This is a genomic window from Arsenicibacter sp. R0_47 (assembly GCF_057652235.1).
The window spans coordinates 18003-41015 of the sequence record NZ_JBYFCJ010000011.1; the positions used below are offsets into that span (position 1 = coordinate 18003).

21 protein-coding genes are annotated in these 23013 nt (G+C 47.7%); 17 read left to right on the forward strand and 4 right to left on the reverse strand.

Annotated elements, in window-relative coordinates:
- Window positions 1-74: 74 nt before the first annotated feature.
- The gene (locus tag AC23NW_RS18610) at window positions 75-1004 is read right to left on the reverse strand and encodes a DUF72 domain-containing protein (protein WP_487451180.1); all 930 of its coding nucleotides are present in this window, start codon (window positions 1002-1004) and stop codon (window positions 75-77) included.
- 169 nt (window positions 1005-1173) lie between these two features.
- Here AC23NW_RS18610 and rplM point away from each other — a divergent pair, with 169 nt between their 5' ends.
- The 16 genes from rplM to ftsZ all read left to right on the forward strand — a co-directional run bounded on the left by rplM (window position 1174) and on the right by ftsZ (window position 16099).
- Window positions 1174-1617, forward strand: coding sequence for a 50S ribosomal protein L13 (rplM, locus tag AC23NW_RS18615; protein ID WP_071505111.1), 444 nt, complete (start codon window positions 1174-1176; stop codon window positions 1615-1617).
- A 14-nt stretch (window positions 1618-1631) separates the two neighbouring features.
- Window positions 1632-2018 (forward strand): 30S ribosomal protein S9, encoded by a 387-nt coding sequence (rpsI, locus tag AC23NW_RS18620; RefSeq protein ID WP_487451181.1) that lies wholly within the window; start codon window positions 1632-1634, stop codon window positions 2016-2018.
- A 152-nt stretch (window positions 2019-2170) separates the two neighbouring features.
- Window positions 2171-2992, forward strand: a complete 822-nt coding sequence (gene rpsB, locus AC23NW_RS18625; RefSeq protein ID WP_487451182.1) for a 30S ribosomal protein S2 — start codon at window positions 2171-2173, stop codon at window positions 2990-2992.
- 163 nt (window positions 2993-3155) lie between these two features.
- Complete coding sequence (gene tsf / locus AC23NW_RS18630; protein WP_293843655.1) at window positions 3156-3989, forward strand: translation elongation factor Ts; 834 nt, start codon at window positions 3156-3158, stop codon at window positions 3987-3989.
- Between the two features lie 178 nt (window positions 3990-4167).
- Window positions 4168-4776, forward strand: coding sequence for an RNA polymerase sigma factor (locus AC23NW_RS18635; RefSeq protein ID WP_487451183.1), 609 nt, complete (start codon window positions 4168-4170; stop codon window positions 4774-4776).
- Between the two features lies 1 nt (window position 4777).
- The gene (locus AC23NW_RS18640; RefSeq protein WP_487451184.1) at window positions 4778-4951 is read left to right on the forward strand and encodes a hypothetical protein; all 174 of its coding nucleotides are present in this window, start codon (window positions 4778-4780) and stop codon (window positions 4949-4951) included.
- Window positions 4952-4970: 19 nt separating this feature from the next.
- On the forward strand, window positions 4971-5831 hold the full coding sequence (locus AC23NW_RS18645) for a mechanosensitive ion channel family protein (RefSeq protein WP_487451185.1): 861 nt from the start codon (window positions 4971-4973) through the stop codon (window positions 5829-5831).
- Between the two features lies 1 nt (window position 5832).
- The gene (locus tag AC23NW_RS18650) at window positions 5833-6789 is read left to right on the forward strand and encodes a DUF3078 domain-containing protein (RefSeq protein ID WP_487451186.1); all 957 of its coding nucleotides are present in this window, start codon (window positions 5833-5835) and stop codon (window positions 6787-6789) included.
- A gap of 75 nt (window positions 6790-6864) precedes the next feature.
- Window positions 6865-7194 (forward strand): large-conductance mechanosensitive channel protein MscL, encoded by a 330-nt coding sequence (gene mscL, locus AC23NW_RS18655; protein ID WP_487451187.1) that lies wholly within the window; start codon window positions 6865-6867, stop codon window positions 7192-7194.
- Window positions 7195-7327: 133 nt separating this feature from the next.
- A complete protein-coding gene (murD, locus tag AC23NW_RS18660; RefSeq protein WP_487451189.1) occupies window positions 7328-8689 on the forward strand; it encodes a UDP-N-acetylmuramoyl-L-alanine--D-glutamate ligase in 1362 nt (453 codons plus the stop codon).
- Between the two features lie 32 nt (window positions 8690-8721).
- Window positions 8722-9885 (forward strand): FtsW/RodA/SpoVE family cell cycle protein, encoded by a 1164-nt coding sequence (locus tag AC23NW_RS18665; RefSeq protein WP_293843673.1) that lies wholly within the window; start codon window positions 8722-8724, stop codon window positions 9883-9885.
- 33 nt (window positions 9886-9918) lie between these two features.
- Complete coding sequence (gene murG, locus AC23NW_RS18670) at window positions 9919-11010, forward strand: undecaprenyldiphospho-muramoylpentapeptide beta-N-acetylglucosaminyltransferase (RefSeq protein ID WP_487451190.1); 1092 nt, start codon at window positions 9919-9921, stop codon at window positions 11008-11010.
- Complete coding sequence (locus tag AC23NW_RS18675; RefSeq protein ID WP_487451192.1) at window positions 11007-12392, forward strand: UDP-N-acetylmuramate--L-alanine ligase; 1386 nt, start codon at window positions 11007-11009, stop codon at window positions 12390-12392. Before murG ends, AC23NW_RS18675 begins: the two co-directional genes overlap by 4 nt.
- 37 nt (window positions 12393-12429) lie before the next feature.
- Complete coding sequence (locus tag AC23NW_RS18680; RefSeq protein WP_487451194.1) at window positions 12430-13203, forward strand: cell division protein FtsQ/DivIB; 774 nt, start codon at window positions 12430-12432, stop codon at window positions 13201-13203.
- The gene (gene ftsA, locus AC23NW_RS18685) at window positions 13200-14567 is read left to right on the forward strand and encodes a cell division protein FtsA (RefSeq protein WP_487451195.1); all 1368 of its coding nucleotides are present in this window, start codon (window positions 13200-13202) and stop codon (window positions 14565-14567) included. Before AC23NW_RS18680 ends, ftsA begins: the two co-directional genes overlap by 4 nt.
- A 77-nt stretch (window positions 14568-14644) precedes the next feature.
- Window positions 14645-16099, forward strand: a complete 1455-nt coding sequence (ftsZ, locus tag AC23NW_RS18690) for a cell division protein FtsZ (RefSeq protein WP_487451197.1) — start codon at window positions 14645-14647, stop codon at window positions 16097-16099.
- Between the two features lie 86 nt (window positions 16100-16185).
- On the opposite strand, the gene AC23NW_RS18695 is transcribed toward ftsZ, so the two are convergent.
- Complete coding sequence (locus tag AC23NW_RS18695; RefSeq protein ID WP_487451199.1) at window positions 16186-16746, reverse strand: NADPH-dependent FMN reductase; 561 nt, start codon at window positions 16744-16746, stop codon at window positions 16186-16188.
- A 95-nt stretch (window positions 16747-16841) separates the two neighbouring features.
- Here AC23NW_RS18695 and AC23NW_RS18700 point away from each other — a divergent pair, with 95 nt between their 5' ends.
- Window positions 16842-17546, forward strand: a complete 705-nt coding sequence (locus AC23NW_RS18700) for a DNA alkylation repair protein (RefSeq protein ID WP_487451201.1) — start codon at window positions 16842-16844, stop codon at window positions 17544-17546.
- A gap of 74 nt (window positions 17547-17620) precedes the next feature.
- On the opposite strand, the gene AC23NW_RS18705 is transcribed toward AC23NW_RS18700, so the two are convergent.
- Window positions 17621-21043 carry a VCBS repeat-containing protein gene (locus AC23NW_RS18705; protein WP_487451202.1) on the reverse strand — a complete coding sequence of 1141 codons (3423 nt, stop codon included), beginning with the start codon at window positions 21041-21043 and terminating at the stop codon, window positions 17621-17623.
- A gap of 99 nt (window positions 21044-21142) precedes the next feature.
- Entirely contained in the window at window positions 21143-22999 is a 1857-nt protein-coding gene (locus AC23NW_RS18710) for a RagB/SusD family nutrient uptake outer membrane protein (protein ID WP_487451204.1), read from the reverse strand.
- Between the last annotated feature and the right edge of the window lie 14 nt (window positions 23000-23013).

Genomic DNA, 23013 nt, shown 5'->3' on the forward strand with positions numbered 1-23013 from the left:
AACGAACGCACCAAAAGCCGCGGAGACCTGATCTACGCGGCAAAAAGTTAACCTATATTACAGAGAAATGTTGTTCAGAACAGATTCCCCTGAATCACTTGCGGTTGTAAAGTTGGTTCTTTTAGGGATAGGCCACAATGTTTGTTCAGCCCGCGCACCCAGTACCGGATCAGTTCCGGGGCGGTATCGTTGTCATCGCCACCTCCGTGAACAAAGATATAGGCCGTCTGCAATCCCTTGTCAAACCATGTCTTTAACCGCTGAATCCACGCATCAGTTCGCGAATAATCAGATTCATGCCCTTCATTGGCAATGAAACGCAGCGTGAGGACCGGACTGCTCAGACCCATGTGCAGCACGTCGCGCCGACCGGCAACATCGGTAATGACAACATGCCGGTGTAAACCATGTAGTTTTTCGAGCGTTGACTGCCAGATTTCCGTGTGTTTAAACCAGTCGGGATGCCTGAATTCGACCGCGACATTCAGTTCATCGGGCAGATGCTTCAGGTAATTAGCCAGTACCGGCCATTTTTCCGGCGAAAAAGCCGGTGGCAACTGCAGGAAAGACATGCCCAGAAACTGTTCGAGCGCAAGAATGGCATTAACAAATTCTTCGGTGATAAATTCCGTCGCGAGCAGCATACGTTCATGGCTGATCGACTGCGGAAATTTAGGGCAAAACGTGAATCCGGACCGGAAAGGCGACGTACCGGCTTCTGTTTTCCATTTCTCAAGCATGCCTTCCGTCGGAATCTGGTAATGGGTGAGATTCAGCTCAATGGTATTAAACTGCTGCACATAATGGTGTAAAAAATCCTTCTCTTTAGCGGTAGAAGGATAAATTTTACCAACGTATTGCTTGTTTGCCCAGACCGGACCTCCGATGAAAACCTCAGGATGACCGGCCCGTTCGACTGCTGTCCATATCCTGGTATTAAATGCCGGATCGGGCGGAAGTATGGGGCTTACAGCGTCCAGATTGGTGGTTTTTCCAAATTCCATATCGGCGAAGAAGTTACTGGTTCTTTGGTGTAACAACAATCCATAACTGAAAAAGTTGAAATTAGTTGTTTCTCAGCACGATAACCTCTATATTTGCACTCCCGTTTTTGGGCGGGGACGGATTGCTCTTAGCAATTAATTCGAAATCAACCAATTATCAATACAAACAGTGAATACACTCAGTTATAAAACCATCTCCGCTAACAAAGAGACGGTGCAAAAAGACTGGGTTGTGATTGACGCAGAAGGACAAGTGCTGGGTCGGCTGGCCAGCCAGGTTGCCTTCATGATTCGCGGCAAACACAAGCCGAATTTTACACCACACGTTGACTGCGGAGACAACGTGATCATTATCAATGCTGACAAGATTCGTCTGACCGGCAAGAAACTGACAGACAAAGTGTACGTACGTCACACTGGCTACCCTGGTGGTCAGCGTTTTGCGACGCCGCGCCTGCTGTTGGAAAAACATCCGGAGCGTGTTCTTGAGCACGCCATCCGTGGCATGTTGCCTAAAAACCGTTTAGGCCGCCGGTTGTTCACAAACCTGTATGTTTATGCTGGTGGCGAACACCCGCATGCAGCTCAGCAACCTAAAGAAATTAAATTCTAACAGGCGCAAAACACATGGAAAGAATTAATGCCATTGGCCGCCGGAAAACAGCCGTGTCACGTGTATACATGACAGCTGGTAACGGAGCCATCACGGTAAACGGGAAAGACTACAAACAGTATTTCCCATCAGAAGTTCTGCAGATCATCACCAACCAGCCGTTTGCTACAGTTAACGGTATGGGCGCTTACGACGTGAAAGTAAACGTTCGTGGCGGTGGTGTTACCGGTCAGGCTGAAGCCACTCGTATGGCAATCTCACGGGCTCTGTGCGAAGTAAACGCTGAGTTCCGTCCTGCCCTGAAGAAAGAAGGCTTCCTGACACGGGATTCACGTATGGTTGAACGGAAAAAATACGGTCGTGCCAAGGCTCGCCGGCGGTTCCAGTTCTCTAAACGTTAATCACCGGAATGGGCAAACGGTCTCATTCTCGGGCCGGATTATTCTGCTCATTCTGAATTAATTATTTTAAAGTCGTCCAGACTGCCCTTAGATGTTGCCGACGGGCGGTGCTGCGTAACCAAATTTCAAAAAATCAATTTCACTAACAGAAAATGGCACAAGTGGAATATAAAGACCTACTCGACGCTGGTGTGCACTTCGGTCACCTTACGCGTAAGTGGGATCCTCGTATGGCTCCGTACATCTTCATGGAGAAGAACGGTATCCATATCATTGACTTGAATAAAACTCTCGCGAGCCTGCAGGAAGCTCAGAATGCTATCCGTGGTATTGTTCGTTCGGGCCGTAAAGTGATGTTTGTGGCTACGAAAAAGCAAGCTCAGGAGATCGTTGCTGAAGAAGCACGTCGTCTGAAAATGCCATTCGTTACGGATCGCTGGTTAGGTGGTATGCTGACTAACTTCGCGACGATCCGCAAGTCGTTGAAGAAGTTGCAGACTATTGAGAAAATGTTGAAAGATGAAGCAACGGCAGGTAACATTGCCAAGCGCGAACTTTTAACGCTGACTCGCGAAAAAGATAAGCTGGAGCGTGTATTGGGCGGTATTACTGACCTGACTCGTTTACCGGCAGCACTGTTTATTGTTGACGTGAAGCGGGAACATATTGCTGTTGCAGAAGCTAAGCGCCTGGGCATCCCGGTATTTGCAATGTGCGATACGAACTCGAATCCGGATATGGTTGATTTCCCGATCCCGGCTAACGACGATGCTTATAAGTCAATCGCTCTGATCACTCTTGCTATGGGTAAGGCTATCGAAGAAGGTCTTATGGAACGTAAGCAGGATAAAGACGATCAGCGTTTGCAGGAAGAAGAAGAAGCAAAGCGTGCTGAAGATGTTCGTCAAGCTGCTCAACCTGTAGCTGAAGCTTCTGAAGGTTCAGAACCTGTAGCTACTGAGCAGGGAGAATAATCTGAGTTTACCGGTAGTGTTTCGTTTTCTGTAAATGAACATTCTATCGTAAAACTTCTGAGAATAGCCCGTAGCCAGCCGCTATGGGCTATTCCATTATAATTTAAAGCCTATTGTTGGCTTATTGTTAATTTCGACAATTTATTTATTTATAAAACTTAATATGGCAATCACCGCAGCAGACGTTAACAAACTTCGGCAAGAAACCGGAGCCGGTATGATGGACTGTAAGAAGGCTCTGACCGAAGCAGACGGCGATTTCGAAAAAGCAAAAGAGATTCTGCGTAAGCAAGGTCAGAAAATCGCTGACAAGCGTGCTGACAATGCAACTGCAGAAGGTGCCGTTCTGGCACAGGTAAGCGAAGATGGTAAGAGCGGTATCGTTGTCGCTCTGGCTTGCGAAACTGAACCGGTTTCAAAAGTTGCCGACTTCCAGACACTGGCAAAAGCTACACTGGAATCAGCTGCTGCATCAGGCGCAACTACAAAAGACGCACTGTTAGCTGTTGCTCAGGCAGACGGCCGTACATTGCAGGATCACATCACGGATTTGATGGGTAAAATCGGTGAGAAAATCGATATCGTGTCGTTTGAAGTTGTTACAGCTGATCAGGTTGTAGCTTATATCCACTCAAACGGCAAATTAGGTGTACTGGTTGGCCTTGTTAATACAAACGGTACCGACGTTTCAGAAGTTGGCCGCGATGTAGCGATGCAGGTAGCTGCCATGAAGCCGGTTGCTATCGATAAAGACGGTGTTGATGCCAGCATCATCAGCCGCGAAATCGAAATCGGTAAAGAGCAGGCACGTGCTGAAGGTAAACCGGAAGCTATGCTGGAAAAAATTGCTATGGGTAAACTGAACAAATTCTACAAGGAAAATACCTTGTTAAATCAGGAATTTGTTAAGGATAACTCATTGACAATTGCTCAGTTACTTGACAAAACGACCAAAGGGCTGACAGTTTCTGTGTTTAAACGTGTTGCTATCGGTTAAGCCGGAACGACTCCCTTATAGTATTGAAAGCCCGGACTGCACAGCAGTCCGGGCTTTCTTTTTGGCGTATGAATATATGAAGTAGATAAATTTTTATATTTTTAATAATTCTGAAAAGAATACATAAGCATGGCGTTACTTTTTATATAAATTCTTGTCTTATAGGAGAACTTGTCCTATGAAAGCATACACTGACGAAGAACTCGTAAAATTGTACGTAGAGACACAGCGAAATCAATATTTCGAGGTCCTGTACAGCCGCTATTGTGATAAGGTTTATCGCAAGTGCTTATCATTTACTAAAGACCCTGCGCGGGCCGAAGATTTCACGCACGATATTTTTCTGAAGCTGATCGTCAAGTTAGGTGGCTTTAAGGAACAGTCGAGGTTTTCAACGTGGCTCTATTCAGTGACGTATAATCACTGTATGGACCATGTCAGAAGCAAGAAAAACGTAGAAGTCCTGGTAGATGACGATCATGAACATCTGCTGAATTTCAGCGATGATGACGATGAACTTGACTTTTCAGAAATGTCTATTCAGGGGTTACGGAAAGCTATGGAGAAAATGACAACTGAAGAACGGAGCCTGTTGATGCTCAAGTATCAGGATGATGTCACGATCCGTGATATGGCCGAAATCCTGAATCTTACCGATAGTGCTGTCAAAATGCGCCTGAAGCGTGCAAAAGACAAACTTAAAAAACGGTACCTGGAAAGCGTTGTGTTTGGAATTTTAGTAGCACTGAGATGGATTTCGGCTAAGTTTCCGGTACGATGGTTTTAAAATGATAGAAAACGTTTTTAAACAGCTCGAATCGGACGATAGCTGTCCTGCCCATTTGAAAACAGAAATCATTTCTGAAATAGATTTGATCAGAAATGCTTTGCAGGTAGTTGAGTTGTATGCCGGTGACCTCTTTGGCGTTTTATCTGCTTTGACGAATCCTCTGGAAGATTAATCACTCAAACGCCTGCGTAATGGATAAACTGCCTAATCTGACTGAAATTTTAATCAATACCTTCCGTACTTTGATTAATCAGTTTATCAATTTTGTCCCGAAACTGATTGGTGCCGGTGTTGTGCTGTTAATCGGTGTTTTGGTAGCCAGAGTAACGTCAATTGTTGTCAAAAATATACTAGGGCGTATTGGTTTTGATAAAATCGGTGACAAGCTGAATGAAATTGATTTTATCAAACAATTACAGACTGAAATCAAACTTAGTGAGCTAGTTGCTAAAGTACTGTATTACTTTATCTTGCTGGTATTCATTACTGCGGCAACCGAAACCTTAGGGGTTAAAGCCATTTCGGATATGGTCCTGTCGCTGGTAAATTTTATTCCCAAAGTTATTGCTGCGGCAATCATGCTTCAGATTGGCGTCCTGGTTGCTGATGCTATGAAAAAGGCAGTTGTATCGCTTTGCCAGACCTTTAAAATTGCGTCCGGTAAATTACTTGGCATGATTGTTTTTTTCTTTTTCCTGATTATTACTATTATCAGTTCACTTGGCCAGGCCGGAATTAATACGGAATTACTCGAATCCAGCTTTAATTTATTGATTGGCGGAATCATATTTGCTTTCGCTGCCGGATACGGCTACGCATCCAGGGATGTTATGGCAAATATTTTGTCATCATTCTACTCTAAAAATAAATTTCAGGAAGGCCAGACCATTCAGATTGATGATGTCAAAGGAGTAATTGTTAAAATGGACAATACATCAATTACCCTGCGGACTGATGTATCAACGTCCGTTTTTCCGCTTCAGGCACTCCAGTCAAAACGGGTTGATATATTTCCTGATCCACCAACGAACGTAACTGACCCGATTGCTTAAAATGAAACTTTTCTACCTGCCCATTACACTACTTACACTTGCTTTTACATCACTTGCCAACGCTCAGACTTCGCCCGTAGTAACGACTAATTTTGCTGATACAGTGAGCGTCAGAAAGGATACTACCTACTGGCAGAAGTCCTTTACTGGTGGTGTCAACTTTAACCAGGCATCCTTTAGTAACTGGGTCGGAGGCGGTGTCAATTCAGTTGCCCTGGGCATGGTTATGAATGCCCGTGCATTATATGAGAAAGGGCGTACCTCATGGGACAATACTGCAGACTTACAGCTTGGCTATGTGACGCAGCGTGGCGACACCCGGAAGGCAGCCGATCAGGTTTTCGTAAACTCTGTTTTAGGTCATAAAGTATCTAAGAAAATGGATATTTTCGGCTCGGGTACCTTCAATACCTTTTTTGCGCCTGGCTATCGGTATGACAAACTTCCCGGCGATCAGAAGCGCCTGTTAGTGTCTAATTTTCTGGCACCTGCACAGATCACCTTTGCATGGGGTGTAGCTTTCCGGCCTAATGACTGGTTTTCGCTTCGATTGAGCCCTTTCTCGCCCCGGTTTACCATCGTCAATGATCCGGATGTCCGGATTAAAGAAGTGAACGGCGTTTATGTAAAAGATCCGAATGTAGTTGCATATGGCGTGAATCCGGGTAAAACAACACGGATCGAGTGGCTGGCGCTGCAGTTACAGGCTGCAGTAAGTAAAAAGCTGGGTGAAAATGTGAGTATTAATGCCCGTTATCAGCTGTATGCCAACTATAAGCAACTGAATGCGATTGATCATCGTCTGGATGCTGTCCTGACAGCTAAAGTGAGTAAGTATTTAAGTACAACATTTGGTTTGATTTTACTGTACGATAAAGACTTTGCCACTAAACTTCAAATACAGCAAACGCTGGCTATAGGGCTCTCTTACAACATTAGTACGTTCCGAAAAAAATAGTGCCGAAGTTGTATACATATTTATAAGTGTATAACTTACAATCTATTCCATAGTAACTTAAAACCTTGAAAAACTATGCTTAAGGAGTTTCGTACATTCATGGCACAGGGTAATGTGCTTGATCTGGCCGTCGGTGTTATCATTGGTGCGGCTTTCGGAAAAATTGTGAATTCATTGGTTGAAGACGTTATTAATCCTATCCTGGGCCTGATCTTAGGTAAGGTTGATTTCAGCGAGTTAAAGGTTGTTCTGAAAGACGCCGCAGATGGCCAGGCCGAGGTTGCTATACGGTATGGTAATTTCCTGAACCAGGTGATTCAGTTTGTTATTCTGGCCTGGGTAATTTTCCTGATTGTAAAGGCCGCCAACAAAATGAGGCTCTCAAACTCGATGGACCCGAAATAATAGTATTAATTACTTCATGATAAAAGCCCCTTCTTTGCGATGGGGCTTTTTTATTTACATTAATTTTGGTGCGCATTTAGCATAAACAGCTATTTGGCGATTATTAATTCATCGGTGTACAGCATAGTCAGGTATGGAAAAGCAGAAATTAGTAATTCTGGGTGGCGGAGAAAGCGGAGTCGGTTCGGCCTTGCTGGGAAAAGCAAAAGGCTACAGCGTTTTTTTATCCGATCGGGGCCTGCTGAAAGATTCCTATAAGCTTACATTACAACAAGCCTCCATTGATTTTGAAGAAGGTACCCATACCAAAGACCGTATCCTGGAAGCTGATGTTGTGGTAAAAAGCCCGGGTATACCGGATACGGTACCACTGGTGGTTGAACTGCTGCAGGCAGGTGTTCCGGTTATATCCGAAATAGAATTTGCCGCCCGCTATACCCATGCCCGTCTGATTGGGATCACAGGCAGCAACGGAAAAACGACAACGACGCTGCTGACGTACCATCTTTTGAAGGAAGCAGGATTGAATGTAGGTTTAGCCGGTAATATCGGCGATAGCTTTGCGAAACAGGTGATCGATGATCAGTTCGATTATTACGTTCTTGAGCTGAGTAGTTTTCAACTGGACGGGATGTTTGAAACTCACCTGCATACCGCAGTTTTATTGAATATTACGCCTGATCACCTGGATCGGTATGGGTATAACTTCCGGAATTACGTGAATTCAAAATTCCGTATTCTGCAAAATATGTCCCCGAAAGATCACTTTATCTACTTTGAGGATAGTACGGTGATTACTGAAGGGCTGGCTGAGCGTTCTGTTGAGGTGAATACATTACCCGTTTCGCTGACAAAGGCGCTTACTACCGGCGGCTATATGGCCGGAGAGCAGTTACTTGCGTCAGCAGGTGGCAACCCAGTATCAATTGATCTAAAAACATTGCCGCTAAAGGGTAAACACAATGTTATTAATATGCTGGCGGCCTCTCTGGCAGCATTAACGGCCGGAGTAGCACCGGAGACGATTGCAGAAGGCTTGCTTAGCTTTAAAAATGCTGCACATCGTCTGGAACCGGTGGCAACAATTGACGGAGTTCAGTTCATCAATGACTCCAAAGCGACCAATGTTGATTCGGTGTATTATGCCCTTGAAAGCATGACTGCCCCAACAATCTGGATTGCAGGTGGCCAGGATAAGGGCAATGACTATAGCCAGCTTGACGAGCCGGTAAAACAAAAAGTAAAAGCACTGATTTGTCTGGGAAAAGATAACCGGAAACTCATCGATTATTATACCGGTAAAATTCCGCAGATTACAGAAACACAGGATATACATGACCTCATTAAGCAATCATTACTTTGGGCCGTACCCGGAGATGTTGTCCTGCTTTCTCCGGCTTGTGCGAGCTTTGATTTGTTTAAAAACTACGAAGATCGTGGTAATCAGTTTAAGGAAGCGGTTCTCAAGGCCGCAAATGAAGGTATAAATCAATAAAGGGTACTTGCAGCTTGTAAGCGAATAAACGTATGACGTTCTCAATCGGAGATTGGTTGAAATTTAACCTGAAGGGCGATCGCCAGATCTGGTGGATTGTACTGTTCCTGTCTATCATGAGTGTGCTGGTCGTATATAGTGCAACGGGGACGATTGCTTTTCAGAAAATGCAGGGTAATACAGAATCGTATCTGTTGAAGCATTCCGCACTGGTAATCCTGGGGCTGGTGTGTATGTACTTTGCTCATAAAGTCAACTATGTCTATTATGCAAGGCTGTCAAAGTTCGGGATGTGGCTATCGGTTCCGCTGCTTTTATGGGCTTATTTTAAAGGTGTAAATGCCAATGACGCCTCGCGCTGGATTACCATTCCGATCATTAATCAGACATTTCAGCCCTCGGATTTAGCCAAACTGGCGCTGATTGCCAACCTGGCGGCTATGCTGGCGAAACGGCAGCGGGTAAAATACGAACCTAAAGTACTGGTCAATATGATCGGCTGGATCGGAATTATCTGTGCGCTCATTATCCTGACCAATACCTCAACGGCCTTGCTGCTGGGCGCAACCTGTTTTCTGCTGATGTTTATCGGCCGTGTTCCGTTCACCTACCTGATGGGCATGGTCGCCTTTTGTATTGTGGTCGGCGGTATTGCGCTGGCTGTCGGTCAGCGTTTACCAACTGCGATCAACCGTGTGAAAACGTTTTTCGGCGAGACCAACAAGCGGATGAGCAAGGAGGAGAGTGCGGAAGCCAAACGACAGCTTTTTCAGAGCCATCAATCCTTTATCGCGCTGGCAAACGGCGGCATTCAAGGACAGGGTCCGGGACGCAGCCATCAGCGTAATACATTGCCTCACCCCTACTCCGATTTTATTTTTGCCATTATTGTTGAGGAATATGGCCTTTGGGGAGGGTTACTCACAGTAGCGGCCTACGTCTGGCTGCTGGCCCGCGGGATGAGGGCTATGCGGATAAGTACACGTCCTTTTGGCGGATTATTATCCGCAGGACTAACATTTAGTTTAGTTTTGCAGGCTATGGTAAATATGGCTGTAGCCGTCGGGTTAGTTCCGGTTACAGGACAGCCGCTCCCCCTGTTAAGTATGGGGGGAACGTCATTGATTTTCACCGGCATCGCAATCGGCATTGTGATCAGCGTGAGCCGTGATGAAGTGGATGAAAGTAAAATTTAAACAGCTGATTCAGCGACAAACCATAGCAAGCGCATGAGAGTAATCATAAGCGGAGGCGGTACCGGTGGTCATATTTATCCTGCCATTGCTATTGCCAACGAGCTGAAATACATTGACCCGTCAACGGAAATCCTGTTCGTCGGCGCCGAGGGGAAAATGGAGATGGAGAAAGTACCTAAAGCCGGATATTCGATTATAGGATTGCCGGTTGTAGGTATAAAGCGAGAATTGACAGTTACTAATCTGGTTTTCCCCGTCAAATTAGGAAGGAGTTTACTTAAAGCAAAGTCCATAGTCAGTGACTTCAAACCTGATGTCGTGGTCGGAGTCGGCGGTTATGCCAGCGGACCGGTACTACTCTCGGCATCATTAGCCGGTATTCCGACACTGATTCAGGAACAGAATTCATATGCCGGATTAACCAATAAGGCGCTGGCACGCTGGGCCAAACGGATTTGTGTCGCCTATCCTGGAATGGATGCGTTTTTCGCAGCGGGTAAAATCAAAGTAACCGGCAATCCGGTACGGAAAGATATTCAGTTTGCCGACCAGCAGCTTGATGCCGGCCGGCAGTTTTTTGGCCTTAGCGCGGATAAGCCAACGGTGCTGGTAATCGGCGGAAGCCAGGGCGCAAGAACCCTGAACGAAAGTATAGAACAGGGGTTATCTGCCTTTGTAAATGCCGGAATACAGGTACTCTGGCAAACCGGAACCGGTTTTATCGACCGGGCCCGCAAAGCAGTTACGGATGCGGGTACCAGTCTGATCAAGCCGTACGACTTTATCTATGAGATGGATAAAGCCTATGCGGTTGCGGATGTTGTCGTCTCAAGGGCTGGTGCTTTGTCGGTTTCAGAGCTGTGTCTGGTTGGCCGGCCAGCCATTCTGGTACCGTTGCCAACGGCAGCAGAAGATCATCAGACAAAAAATGCCATGAGTCTGGTTGAACTAAATGCGGCCCTGCTTGTCAAAGATCAAGTTGCGCGTACAGAACTGGTGACAGAAACAATTCAATTGCTGGGTAATAGTACCAAATGCGCTGAGTTAAAGAATAATATCAAGCAATTAGGTAAACCAAACGCTGCACGCGAAATTGCGGAGGAGGTAATCAAATTAGCCAAATGAGTCTGGATACAATTAAATACGTTTATTTCCTTGGAATTGGCGGGATCGGGATGAGTGCCTTAGCCCGTTGGTTTGGTATTAACGGCTTCGAAGTTGCCGGGTATGACCGGACGCCGACCGCCTTAACAAAAACCTTGCAGGAAGAACGAATGTCGATTCACTTCGAGGATGACATTACGTTAATTCCTGCTCATTTTCTGGCAAACCCTGACGAAACGCTGGTAATTTACACGCCTGCTATTCCGAAAACACATCAGGAACTGATCTATTTAACCGCAAACGGATTTACGCTGCAAAAGCGGTCGCAGGTGCTGGGTTTGCTGGCTGGTCAGATGCGGACGGTAGGAATTGCCGGTACTCATGGCAAGACAACAACTTCGTCAATGGTCGCCCATATTCTTCAGGTTGCGCAGGTTAACAGTGCAGCTTTTCTGGGTGGTATTACCCAGAACTATGGCACGAATTTCTTATTGAATGAACCGACTGATGACCTGAAGTCTGTCGTTTGTGTAGTGGAGGCTGATGAGTTTGACCGATCTTTTCTGACCTTATATCCGAATATTGCGGTTGTTACATCGACTGATGCAGATCACCTGGATATCTACGGTAATGAAAACGCAGTTCTCGAATCATTCAGTGCTTATGTAAGCCAGATTGAGCCGGAAGGTATTCTGTTTCAGAAAAAAGGATTATCATTAAAAGATAAAACAAAGGCAACCGTTTATGAGTATTCCCTGCACGAAGAGGACTATACGAGCCGGAACCTGCGTATTGATAATGCGCGGTTTGTATTCGATTTAGTGTATCCTGGTGGTGTTATACCGGAGATCAGAATGATTGTGCCGGGATTTCATAATGTCGAAAATGCAATTGCGGCTGGTGCGGTTGCCCTTACATTGGGAGTGGCACCTGATACTGTCTGTGAGGCATTAAGTACCTATCGTGGAGTGAAAAGGCGGTTTGAATATATCATTCAGGACGGCCCGCACATACTGATCGACGATTATGCGCATCATCCGGCAGAAGTCGAAGCCTTTTTATCATCGGTAAAAGCCTTGTACCCCGACAAGCAACTGACGGCTGTTTTTCAGCCCCACTTATTTTCGAGAACAAGGGATTTTGCCGTGGATTTTGCCCGAAGCCTGTCAATTGCCGACAGCGTATTTTTACTGGATATTTATCCTGCGCGGGAATTACCAATTGAAGGCGTTACATCTGCTATTATCTTTGCTGAAATTACCGCAGAGACAAAACAACTATGTGGTAAAAATGAGTTGTTAACGATCATAAAAGGTGAAAAGCCATCCCTTTTAGTGACTATAGGCGCGGGGGATATAGATCAAATGTTACCAGATCTAAAGGATATATTAACGAGCCAATAAATAAAAATATTGGACTCCTTACTTAGCTTATTTACAGATGTTTTCTACATTTAAGCTAAAACCAGGCTATTTGTTCACTTTAGCGGGATTAATTGCACTTTTTTTTCTGATCGCTTTTACGGAGATCAGGCAGGATCAGAAAGTCTGCAAATCGATTGTTATTGAATTTGCCGGCGAAAGTGCCAGACGGTTTATCACTAAACGTGACGTGATGGGCTACTTAACTAATCAGGGTACAGACCAGATTGTTGAGGAGCCATACAGTAGCATAGATTTTAGAAAACTGGAAAAACGGCTGCTGCAGCACGGGTTTATAGAAAAATGTCAGGTATCACGTGACCTTTTCGGAAATTTAATAGTCACTATAACTGAACCTGTACCGGTTGCGAGAGTTTTAACGTTTAACGGCAGCAACGGGTATATTGACGGTAACTATGTAAGCGAAGCCGGCAGTTTGTTTCCGGTTTCGATGAATTATACAGCCAGAGTACCGCTCTTGAAAGGAGCATACTTTAGCCGCAGAAGTGCGTTAAAGGATTCATTGAGTAAACCAGTATTAGATTTGCTGATTACACTCAAGGAGGATCCTTTTTGGCGTGCGTTAATAGCTGAAATATCGGTCGATGAGGCGCGTAACATCATTATGTGGCCTCAGTATGGCAACCAGCAGTTTGAACTGGGGCCGCCAACGAACGTTCCGATGAAGCTGGAAAAGCTGAAATTATTTTACAAACACGTTCTTTCGTTAAAGAATGCTGAAGGATATAAGCGGGTAAATGTTCAATACCGTAACCAAATTGTGTGCGAATGACAACGTTGATGGATGATAAGATCGTGGTAGGGCTCGACATCGGCAGCACAAAAATCTGTGCCGTTGCCGGGCGGATGGTTCGTCATAAAGATCACGCAACTCTTGAGGTTTTAGGTGTTGGTAGAGTGGAGTCGGAAGGAGTTGCAAAAGGGGCTGTCGTTAATATTAACAGAACTGTTGAAGCAATTAACCGGGCGATTGAAGAAGCCGGTAACCAGTCAGATATTGATATTGGTGCCGTCAACGTCGGCTTTAGCGGTAAGGATATTGAAGCCAAAAAACAAAACGGTAATATCACGCGGAGTTCCCCCGGTGACGAGGTGACCTCGCTGGATATTGATCACCTGTTAGGTGATATGTACCGGAATCCTGTTTCGCCCGGTAAAGAAATCGTGCACGTACTGCCGATGGACTTTACAGTTGATAACGAACCGGGCGTTGAAGATCCTGTCGGCCGGAATGGAGTAAAGTTAGGTGCTGAATTTCAGATAATTACGGCACCTGTAGCTGCCGCTATCAATGTTCGTAAGTGCCTGGAAAGAGCTTCGGGTGGGCTACAGCGCGAGCAGATTCTGCTCTCACCGCTGGCCTCCGGAATGGCCGTACTGACAGAGGATGAAAAACGGGCAGGAGTTGCTCTGGTAGATATTGGCGGGGGAACAACCGATATCGCTATATATCACCGGAATGTGCTTCGGTTTGTATCCGTTCTGCCGTGGGCAGGCCGTAGCCTGACCGATGATATTGAGATGGGATGTAAAGTACTGCCTAACCAGGCTGAAATCCTGAAAACTAAATTCGGAACAGCCGATCCCACCGACTACAAGTTCAATGAGGTTGTTTCGGTGCCGGGGCTGGTAAACCGGCCGCCAAAGGATGTGTTGCTGAAAAACGTGTCAATTATTATTGAAGAGCGGCTGAAAGAACTGGCGGCCCTTATTCAGGCTGAAATTATCCGGGCAGGTTACGAACATAAACTACTCGGCGGAATTGTACTGACAGGCGGTACAGCCGCAACACCAGGCATTGAGCGGGTGTTCAACCGTGTTACAGGTATGGATATCCGCATCGGTTATCCGGATCAGCTGGAACGCAATTCCCGCGCTGACCTGGTCAGTGACCCGGCTTATGCGACGGCGTTAGGACTGGTATGGGCAGGCTTTAAGAAAGTTGACGAGCGGATCTCGTTTTTCAGTGATCCGGGCCGTATTGTTGTAGAGGAGCCGCCGCGGATTGTGACGCCAACTCCGAAACCTACACCAAAGGAAAAACCAAAAGAACCACCAAAGCGAGGGCTTTTTGGGGCGATACGCGATTTTTTGACGGGAGATAACTATAATCCGGACTCAGATCGCTACGAATAACAGTAGAAGAAATACAATGTCAAATGTTTGACAGAACATTAACACTTAAAATAAAAGGGTTACGCCTTTATTGATATATGCTGGATCACGGATATACATTTGACATCCCAAATGATAATCTCCCGATTATTAAGGTAATCGGAGTGGGGGGCGCTGGTAGCAACGCGGTTAAGCACATGGTCGAAATGGGCGTAGCTGACGTTGAATTTGCCATCTGTAATACAGACCGGCAGGCGCTTTTGAGCAGCCCTGTAAAGACACGGATTCAGCTGGGTCAGGGCCTTGGGGCCGGGACCGATGCTGAAGTCGGCCGAGAGTCGGCGCTGAGCAGCATTGAGGAACTACGGAATCTGTTGCGGGAGCCGATTAAAATGGTGTTTATCACGGCCGGTATGGGCGGTGGTACCGGTACCGGCGCTGCTCCTGTCATTGCCGAACTGGCCCGTGAAATGGGTTTGCTGACCGTTGCAGTCGTAACGGCACCAAATCGCTATGAAGGCCTTGATAAAAAAGAGCAGGCAATGAGGGGTATCGAGGCATTAAAGAAAAGCTGCGATACTGTTTTAGTTGTACTTAACGATAAACTTGCCGAACTTTATGGTAAGTTGCCTATGCGTAAGGCATTTGCCCATGCTGACAACGTATTGGCAACGGCCGTGAAAAGTATTGCCGAGATCATAACCACCCGTGGTGATATCAATGCGGACTTCATGGACGTGAAGAAGGTCCTTGAAAAAGCAGGGCAATCTGTAATGGGAGCGGCCGAAGCAGAAGGTGAAGACCGTGCATTACTGGCGATCCAGAATGCACTCAACTCGCCGTTGCTGAACGACCGTGACATTCGCGGGGCGAAACGGATTCTGTTGACGATTGCGTCAAGTGAAATCGAAGAGTATGAGGCAACTGTCGATGAGCAGGAAGTTATTGCCAATTACATCATTGAGAAAATCGGTTCTGAAGCCCGTATGTTTAAACTGGGTGCCATTTTTGATAAAAATCTGGGACCTAAACTGCGGGTGACGGTGATTGCGGCTGGTTTTGATACAAACGGTGATATAACTATCCCCGTTACACCGATAGTTGTTGAGCCGGAACCTGAGCCAGAGCCGGAACCTGTTGCAGAAGAAGAACTGGCAATCGCTGAACCGGTAGCTGCTCCGGTTATGATGCATGAGCCGGCACCGCTCGCACAGCAGCCGAAGCCGGTTAACGGGCATCCGGTTATTGAATTAGCCGGTACGAAGCAACCGGTAACCGATACAAACGGTGGTACAAGAATTTATGTACCACAGCCGTCGCCGAAAGGGAACGTTGCACCGCCGGAGCCTGTTCTGAGTGATGTATTTGTACCTGAAGATAAACAGGAGGCAAATGAACAGATTCAGCGTATGCTGGGTTTGTTTATTCAGGCGAAGGGCCGTTATCAGGATTTTGATATGGATACACCGGCTTATTTAAGACATAAGGCCGTGTTGCACGATATGATGCTCGTTCCGGATCATGAGTTGATCCGGATCCGGCTCAATGATTAATAAGATTAACGTAGCGGGTAAAACAGAGAGTAGCGGGTAACAGGAGCCGGGCGGTAAGCACTGGCTCCTGTTCTTTTTTAGCCTGGTCAGAAAGCAATAAACTGCTTCATCTGCGAATGCAGCAATTCGTTATACAGATCATGTTCCAGCCGGTTATCCTTCCAGTATGACCGGATCTGGGCTAGTTTTATCCGTAATGCCAGCGTATTAGACCCCAGGTAGCTGAAAATGTCATTCAGGTGGCTAAGCGCCAGCGCTCCTCCCTGGTGACCCGCAGAGAGCCCTACCAGCGCCATTTTTTTATTCGCCAGCCCGCTCGGATAACTCATACCGTCGATAAATGACTTCAATACGCCCGGAATAGAATTGTTGTATTCGGGAACGATAAACACCATTTTGTGCGCCTTCTCAACAACATCTTTAAAGCGGTTAAAGGCAGGGTTCTTACCCGTGTTTTCGTATAAGGCTGATGATGTAAAATCAGCAGGCAGGCCGCTGAGGTCCATAATCACGCTATCGGCGTGATAGGTAGTCAGCAGGCTATGGTAATAATCAGCAATTTGTCGGGAAAGTGAATTACGGCGGTTTGTTCCGACGATAATCAGAATGGTCTGATCCGTTATCGGATGACTGTCAAAATTGTCCATGTTTCAGTAAAGACCCCAATCTATGAATTAATCTGTACCTGACTTGTTACTTTTGCTGTGATAACAAGCCATTGTCGAATAAGTTCGGGAAATTCATGACGGCAGAACACGTTAAAGAAACAATTTTTGACCTGATGCAGCCGGAACGGGCTGTGCTTCTTGCCCGTTTTTTTAAAACAGGCTCCGGTCAGTATGGTGAAGGTGACCAGTTTCTGGGACTGACAATGCCTCAGCAGCGCCAGATTGCCTATCAGTTTGCGGATTTAGCATTCACTGAAGTGGAGAAACTTGTACAGGACGAATACCACGAATGCCGGATGGTAGGGCTGGTCATCTGGGTGAATCAGTTCCGCAGCCGGACAACGAGTTCGTATGGCAAAGAAGCGATTTATATGAGCTACCTCGAACACCGGCAGTTTATCAATAACTGGGATCTGGTTGATGTTACCTGCCCGACGATTGTGGGGGGCTATCTGCTTCAGAATGACCGGTCGGTACTGTATGAATTAGCCGCTGAAAATCACCTCTGGAGCCAGCGGATAGCGATGGTTTCAACGCTGACATTCATTCGCAAAGGGCAGTTTGCTGACACGTTTGCACTGGCTGAACAGTTATTGCCCCACCGGCATGACCTCATTCACAAAGCGGTTGGCTGGATGTTGCGTGAGGCGGGCAAAAAAGACGAACTGGCGCTGGAAGAGTTTCTGACCGATCATGTCCACCAGATGCCCCGCACAACTCTTCGCTATGCCATTGAGCGCTTCGAGCCGAAACGCCGGAAGGCCTTTCTGGAGATGTAGTTGTAATCAGTCTAAAATATAAAAAGCCCGGTACCAGCTTCCGTACCGGGCTTTTTTATAGAAAGTGTAACCGTCTATCGCTTCGCCTGTGACAGTAACGGCCGCTGTACCGGAGCCTGAAGCTGATAGGCGCGGATCGGCTGCTGATTGATGCCAAACAACAACGTATTGCCGACACGTAAAACACGCCGCACATCGCCCGTTAGCCGGAAACCAGCTTGTGTCTGCGGAATGGCCGCAAAACCGCCCCGCCCGTCGCCTTTGAGCAACACCCCGTAGTTCGCATCAGATCGGCCGAAGCGCAGCCGTACCTGATTGGTGTTACCACACAGCAGCAAATCTTTATGGCCGTCCTGATCGTAATCCAGCGGTGTAATCGTAAATACCGGTGATACCTGGGCTGCGAGCGGCAAGGGCTTCTCAGTCAGTTTACCGGCCGTACTGCTCATAAAGCAAACTGTCCGGAGCTCATTGGCGGTTAATTTCGAGGCGTCTTTCAGCTCGTCGCTGGTGAAAACATCGGTTAGTGTAGCATTCGAGTAGCTGTCGTAATTCGTAAACCGGTGGCGCAGCATACCAACCTGTTCAAGCAGCTCATCGCGGGTAGGGTGCGGATAGCTTTTGCCCTGAATGTAAAAGCACAGAATAGGGTCAACCTTGCCGTTTTTATCAAAGTCCTTGTAAATCAGCTCGGCAGGCTCCTTATCACTGGCCCGGCATTGGGCATTCATACCGTGGTTGCCCACAACCAGATCCGGCCGGCCGTCGCCGTTAAGGTCATCAACTTGCAGCGTATTCCACCAGCCCCGATATGGCTTGTCAAAATAGGTATTCGTCTGGTCAGTAAGCTGGTTGTTTGCCCAGCCGAGGACGGTCACCGGCATCCACTCTCCTACTAAAACCAGCTCGGCTTTGCGGTCATTGTTCAGATCCGTCCAGACAGCATCGGTAACCATGCCGATGCTTGCCAGCATTGGCGCCAGTTTGGCCGTCTGGTCGGTAAACTGCCCTTTGCCGTTATTGATCAGCAGGTAGCTGCGCGGTGTTTCCGGATAGCGGCCAGGCACCACCCGTCCGCCGACGAACAGGTCGGGCTTTCCATCGCCGTTTACGTCGGTGGCGCGGACGCAGCTTTTACTGGTAAGCATGGCCGGCAAGGCACCGGAGCTTGCCGTAAACTGTCCTTTCCCGTTATTTAGATACAGGTGGTCCTGTAGTTTTGGGTCATTAGGCTGGAGGGTGCCGTAGCCACCACTGCATACGTACAGATCAGGAAAGCCGTCGGCGTTGGCATCGAAGAAAAGCGCGTCCGTATCCTGTCCGCCTTTGTTGGCTTCAAACGCCGGTTGCGGTAGTTTCCGGAACTGATGATCCGGCTGCTGCATGTATAAACTGCCCGCCTGTCCGGCATTACCCCCCACGAAAACATCTTCCAGACCATCGCCGTTTACGTCGGCTTTGGTCATGGCAGGGCCGTTAAATGACTGGGCATTTACCAGCAGAATCTGCTGTTTAAAGTCGTTAGAAGGGTCGGCGGGATCGGTATAGGCCAGCGGTGATTTAATTTCGCCGAAGATTAGCTGTGGTCCTGCCGGCGTCTGATAAACAGTCTGTGCGTCTTTTTCCTGCAAAGTCAGCAACTGGTCGGCTTTTACGTTTTTGAGTACTTGCTGTTTCCCGCTGCCTGGCCAGACAATCCGCAGGGAGTCAATGGCCGGGTTACTGCCCAGACCGAGGTGCATCCGCGGCGAAACGCTGGACTGATAACCACGGATCGGCATCTGCTCAATGTATTGCTGTTTACCTGCCTGATAAGCCGTTACTTTCGCCCCGATACCCTGGGTATTGCCGCCCATACCCACCAGTTTGATGGACAGGTAGTGGTGTTTGCGCTCGCGGTTGGTTTCATTCTGGAAAACAAAGGCGGGCTGGTTGGTATTATTCACAATCAGGTCCAGATCACCGTCGTTGTCGAGGTCGGCGTAGGCGGCGCCTGTGCTGTTCGATGCCTGATTCAGGCCCCAGGCTTGTCCTACATTCTCGAAGCGAACCTGAGCGGATGAGTCGGCGCCCAGATTACGGAACATATAGTTGAGTACATTCGACGCTGGAATTTTATGGACCAGTTCCAGCACATCCTCGCGGCTGAAGTTGGCCGGACGGTTCTGCATGTAGTCGGTCATGTACTTCAGGAAGTCCTGATTGGTGTAATCGCGGACATAGCCATTGGAGATAAACAAGTCCTTCCAGCCGTCGTTATCGTAGTCGGCCAGCAAGGGCGACCAGCTCCAGTCGGTATTTGAAATGCCTGCCATCTGCCCTACTTCGGCAAATAAAGGCGTATTGCCGGGCTTTCCGGCCACCGGTTCTGTCCCGACGTTGAGTTGCAGCATGTTGCGCATATGCTGGTAATGGAATCCTGACGAAACGGCAAGGTTAAACTTGTCGTAGTTATCCGGTGCCATCAAGAGTTTCTGCCGCCGGTTATCTTCAGGAAGCATGTCAAGGGTAAAAATATCGGGCCGGGCGTCGTTATTTACGTCAGCTACGTCGTTACCCATCGAAAAATGCGACGTGTGCCGGATACTTGATTTTAACTGATTAGTAAACGTCGGGCCGTTGCCGCGGTCGTCGTGGTTATTGATGTAGAGGTAGTCAGGGATGGTGTAGTCGTTGGAAATATAGAAATCCGGCCAGCCGTCACCATTAAAATCCGATACACCCAGACCCAGACCGTAGCTCAGGACCGAGCTGCTGATGCCGGCTTTTTCGGTAACGTCATCAAAATGATTCCCCATATTCCGCAGCAACCGTACGCCGATTTCCGGATTGCTGCGCTGCATCAGGGCCGCGGTCGGCGCAGGGTCTAATACCGGCAATAAACGCGGGTTATGGTTAAGCATAAACAGGTCCAGATCGCCGTCACGGTCATAGTCGAAGAAGGTCGCCTGTGTGGTCTGGCCGGGCAGAGCCAGTCCCCATGCCATGGTCTGGTCCGAAAAGTGCGGCACGCCCTGTGCGTCGTTCCCGTCGTTTATAAAGAGCTGAGGTGTACGTTTGAAGGGAGGCATGCTGCCTGAATAACAGACAAATAAGTCAAGACGGCCATCGGCGTTGACATCGGCCATCGAAACGCCTGTACGCCAGGGACCTTCGCGGCCGGCAACACCCGCCGCACCGGTTATGTCAGCAAACTTCATCTGTCCCTTATTGAGATACAGCTGATTCGGGACCATGTTGCCGCTGAAGTAAATATCATCTAATCCGTCGTTGTTCAGATCGCCAACGGCAACCCCGCCCCCATTGTAGAAATATTCGTATATCAGCACATTGGTATTAACGCCTTCGGTCAGGTTGTTGGCGAAGGTAATACCGGTCTGTTCCGGCGATAAAGAGGTGAAAAGAGGCGATGTATTATCGGATGATTTATCGGCGGACTGACAACCAACCAGGCCCAGCGCAATGAGCAACAGGCCTGAACAAATACGGAGTTTCACAAATAATGAGCTTAGGGTATACTACTATTCAACAAAAATAGGGTGGTTGGAGCAGGCAAAAAAGTATGCCCGCTCCAACCACCCCATAATATACTATTATTAGTTGTATCCCGGGTTCTGAACTAACTTATTATTCCGGTTCACTTCGTCACGGCTGATCGGCAGGAAGTAGATTTTATCATCCCACTTCCGGTTTTCCTTGCCCGTGCCCAGATCCTGAACGCTGTAGCTATAGGTATAGTTGTCTTTGCTATACTTATAGGTGGTTACTGTTTTCCCCGCTTTGAGTTTACCGGTGATTACAATAATCTTCGCCTGTTTACCCAGTGCTGTCGGAGCGATCATCCAGCGGCGGACATCGTAAAAACGCTGATCTTCGAACAACATTTCGACGTTCCGTTCATTCTGATACCGGGTAACCAGCGCTGCGCCGGATTCTGTAATGGCCGGCATACCAACGCGGTAGCGTACCCGGTTGATCCATGTTTTGGCTTCGGCTTCTTCGCCCAGTGCCAGACAGGCTTCAGCGTAGTTCAGCACAACCTCGGTAAAACGGATCTGAATCGAAGGCACTTCCTGACGGATATTCATATCGACCAGGGCTGGATCCGGATCCATGAACTTCCGGATGCCATAGCCTGTCCACGTACCGTTCCAGTTTTCGATGGTACTGTTGCGGGTGTCCAGACCGGCATAAGGCGTGGTTGCCCCGCCACCGGTTCCGACTTCATAGAAGCCCATCTGAATCTGACCGGCCGGGTCAATACCGGCTCCGTCCGGCGTACGTGGTTTCCACTGCGCGCCGTCATACAGGATAGATGCGTAGAAACGAGGGTCACGATTTTCGTAAGGTGAGCTTGCGTGAGCCGGGTTGTTCCAGTCAAATTTAGTACCATCCATCATCTCATAGCTATCGACCAGCTGCTGGGTTGGCTGGCTGGATGTCCAGCCATGATAGCCGTTCGGCATGTTATTGCGCGGATACCACGAGCCCCAGTCATCAGGAGAAGCCCGGATGTAATACTTCAGGAAAATACCGTCGGTTTCACCGCCGTTGCGCGAGAGGTACAGGTTGATGTAATTCTGCTGACCGTCGGCGGCGGTTGTCGGACTGGTCATATTCAGTTTGTACCCGTACTTATTCAGATCCATAACCGCTTTAGCGGCGTCTTTGGCTTTCTGCCAGCGTGTTTTGCGGTCGCCGCTGGTGTAGCCCAGCAATTCAGGTTTACTGAAGCCGGCAATAATGCTTGATTTCGCTTTAGCCGTCGGAATGTCGTGCAGGTCGCTGGCAGCATAGAGCAGGACACGGGCTTTGAGCGCCATGGCGGCTCCCTGTGTGGCACGGCCGGCATCCAGCGTTTTCCCCTGAAGCAGTAAGGCAGCAGAGTCCAGATCACTGACAATCGCATTCACACATTCTTCGTAGGTATTACGAGCGATACCAAAGTCCGGATTATCCAGCGTATAGGCTGATTTAATGATCGGAACACCACCGTAGTAACGCACCAGCTGATTGTAATAATAACCACGCAGGAAATACATTTCGCCTTTCATGCGGTCAGAAACGGTCTTATTATCAAATTTAGGTTTCGCTAAATTAGCGAGGGCAATATTGGCGGCACGAATACGCTGGTACATGTTACTCCACTCCATCGTATTCTTGATATTACCTAAGTTTGACGGACTTACGTTGGCTTCGTTCACATCTTGTTTACCGAAGCTGTACAGCGCGTTGTCGGTCTGGCAGTCCATACTCATCTGATCCAGAATCCCGTCCCGGATTCCGTTATAGACGTCGTTAATAAAGGCTTCCGAAAGTGCCTGATCTCCCCAAACCGCATCGCCGGATACTTTGTCAAGCGGCTTTGTGTTCAGAAAGTCAGAGTTACAGGCGTTAAGGGTTACTGCTACGACCAGAAGCAACAAACAATAATTTATAATAATATTCTTCATAAGATTCAGATGGA

What these genes read in the sequence shown, in the direction of transcription:
- AC23NW_RS18610 (WP_487451180.1), bottom strand. Translation starts at nt 1,004, where the DNA reads ATGGAATTTGGAAAAACCACCAATCTGGACGCTGTAAGCCCCATACTT.
- rpsI (WP_487451181.1), top strand. Translation starts at nt 1,632, where the DNA reads ATGGAAAGAATTAATGCCATTGGCCGCCGGAAAACAGCCGTGTCACGT.
- rpsB (WP_487451182.1), top strand. Translation starts at nt 2,171, where the DNA reads ATGGCACAAGTGGAATATAAAGACCTACTCGACGCTGGTGTGCACTTC.
- tsf (WP_293843655.1), top strand. Translation starts at nt 3,156, where the DNA reads ATGGCAATCACCGCAGCAGACGTTAACAAACTTCGGCAAGAAACCGGA.
- AC23NW_RS18635 (WP_487451183.1), top strand. Translation starts at nt 4,168, where the DNA reads ATGAAAGCATACACTGACGAAGAACTCGTAAAATTGTACGTAGAGACA.
- AC23NW_RS18640 (WP_487451184.1), top strand. Translation starts at nt 4,778, where the DNA reads ATGATAGAAAACGTTTTTAAACAGCTCGAATCGGACGATAGCTGTCCT.
- AC23NW_RS18645 (WP_487451185.1), top strand. Translation starts at nt 4,971, where the DNA reads ATGGATAAACTGCCTAATCTGACTGAAATTTTAATCAATACCTTCCGT.
- AC23NW_RS18650 (WP_487451186.1), top strand. Translation starts at nt 5,833, where the DNA reads ATGAAACTTTTCTACCTGCCCATTACACTACTTACACTTGCTTTTACA.
- mscL (WP_487451187.1), top strand. Translation starts at nt 6,865, where the DNA reads ATGCTTAAGGAGTTTCGTACATTCATGGCACAGGGTAATGTGCTTGAT.
- murD (WP_487451189.1), top strand. Translation starts at nt 7,328, where the DNA reads ATGGAAAAGCAGAAATTAGTAATTCTGGGTGGCGGAGAAAGCGGAGTC.
- AC23NW_RS18665 (WP_293843673.1), top strand. Translation starts at nt 8,722, where the DNA reads ATGACGTTCTCAATCGGAGATTGGTTGAAATTTAACCTGAAGGGCGAT.
- murG (WP_487451190.1), top strand. Translation starts at nt 9,919, where the DNA reads ATGAGAGTAATCATAAGCGGAGGCGGTACCGGTGGTCATATTTATCCT.
- AC23NW_RS18675 (WP_487451192.1), top strand. Translation starts at nt 11,007, where the DNA reads ATGAGTCTGGATACAATTAAATACGTTTATTTCCTTGGAATTGGCGGG.
- AC23NW_RS18680 (WP_487451194.1), top strand. Translation starts at nt 12,430, where the DNA reads ATGTTTTCTACATTTAAGCTAAAACCAGGCTATTTGTTCACTTTAGCG.
- ftsA (WP_487451195.1), top strand. Translation starts at nt 13,200, where the DNA reads ATGACAACGTTGATGGATGATAAGATCGTGGTAGGGCTCGACATCGGC.
- ftsZ (WP_487451197.1), top strand. Translation starts at nt 14,645, where the DNA reads ATGCTGGATCACGGATATACATTTGACATCCCAAATGATAATCTCCCG.
- AC23NW_RS18695 (WP_487451199.1), bottom strand. Translation starts at nt 16,746, where the DNA reads ATGGACAATTTTGACAGTCATCCGATAACGGATCAGACCATTCTGATT.
- AC23NW_RS18700 (WP_487451201.1), top strand. Translation starts at nt 16,842, where the DNA reads ATGACGGCAGAACACGTTAAAGAAACAATTTTTGACCTGATGCAGCCG.
- AC23NW_RS18710 (WP_487451204.1), bottom strand. Translation starts at nt 22,999, where the DNA reads ATGAAGAATATTATTATAAATTATTGTTTGTTGCTTCTGGTCGTAGCA.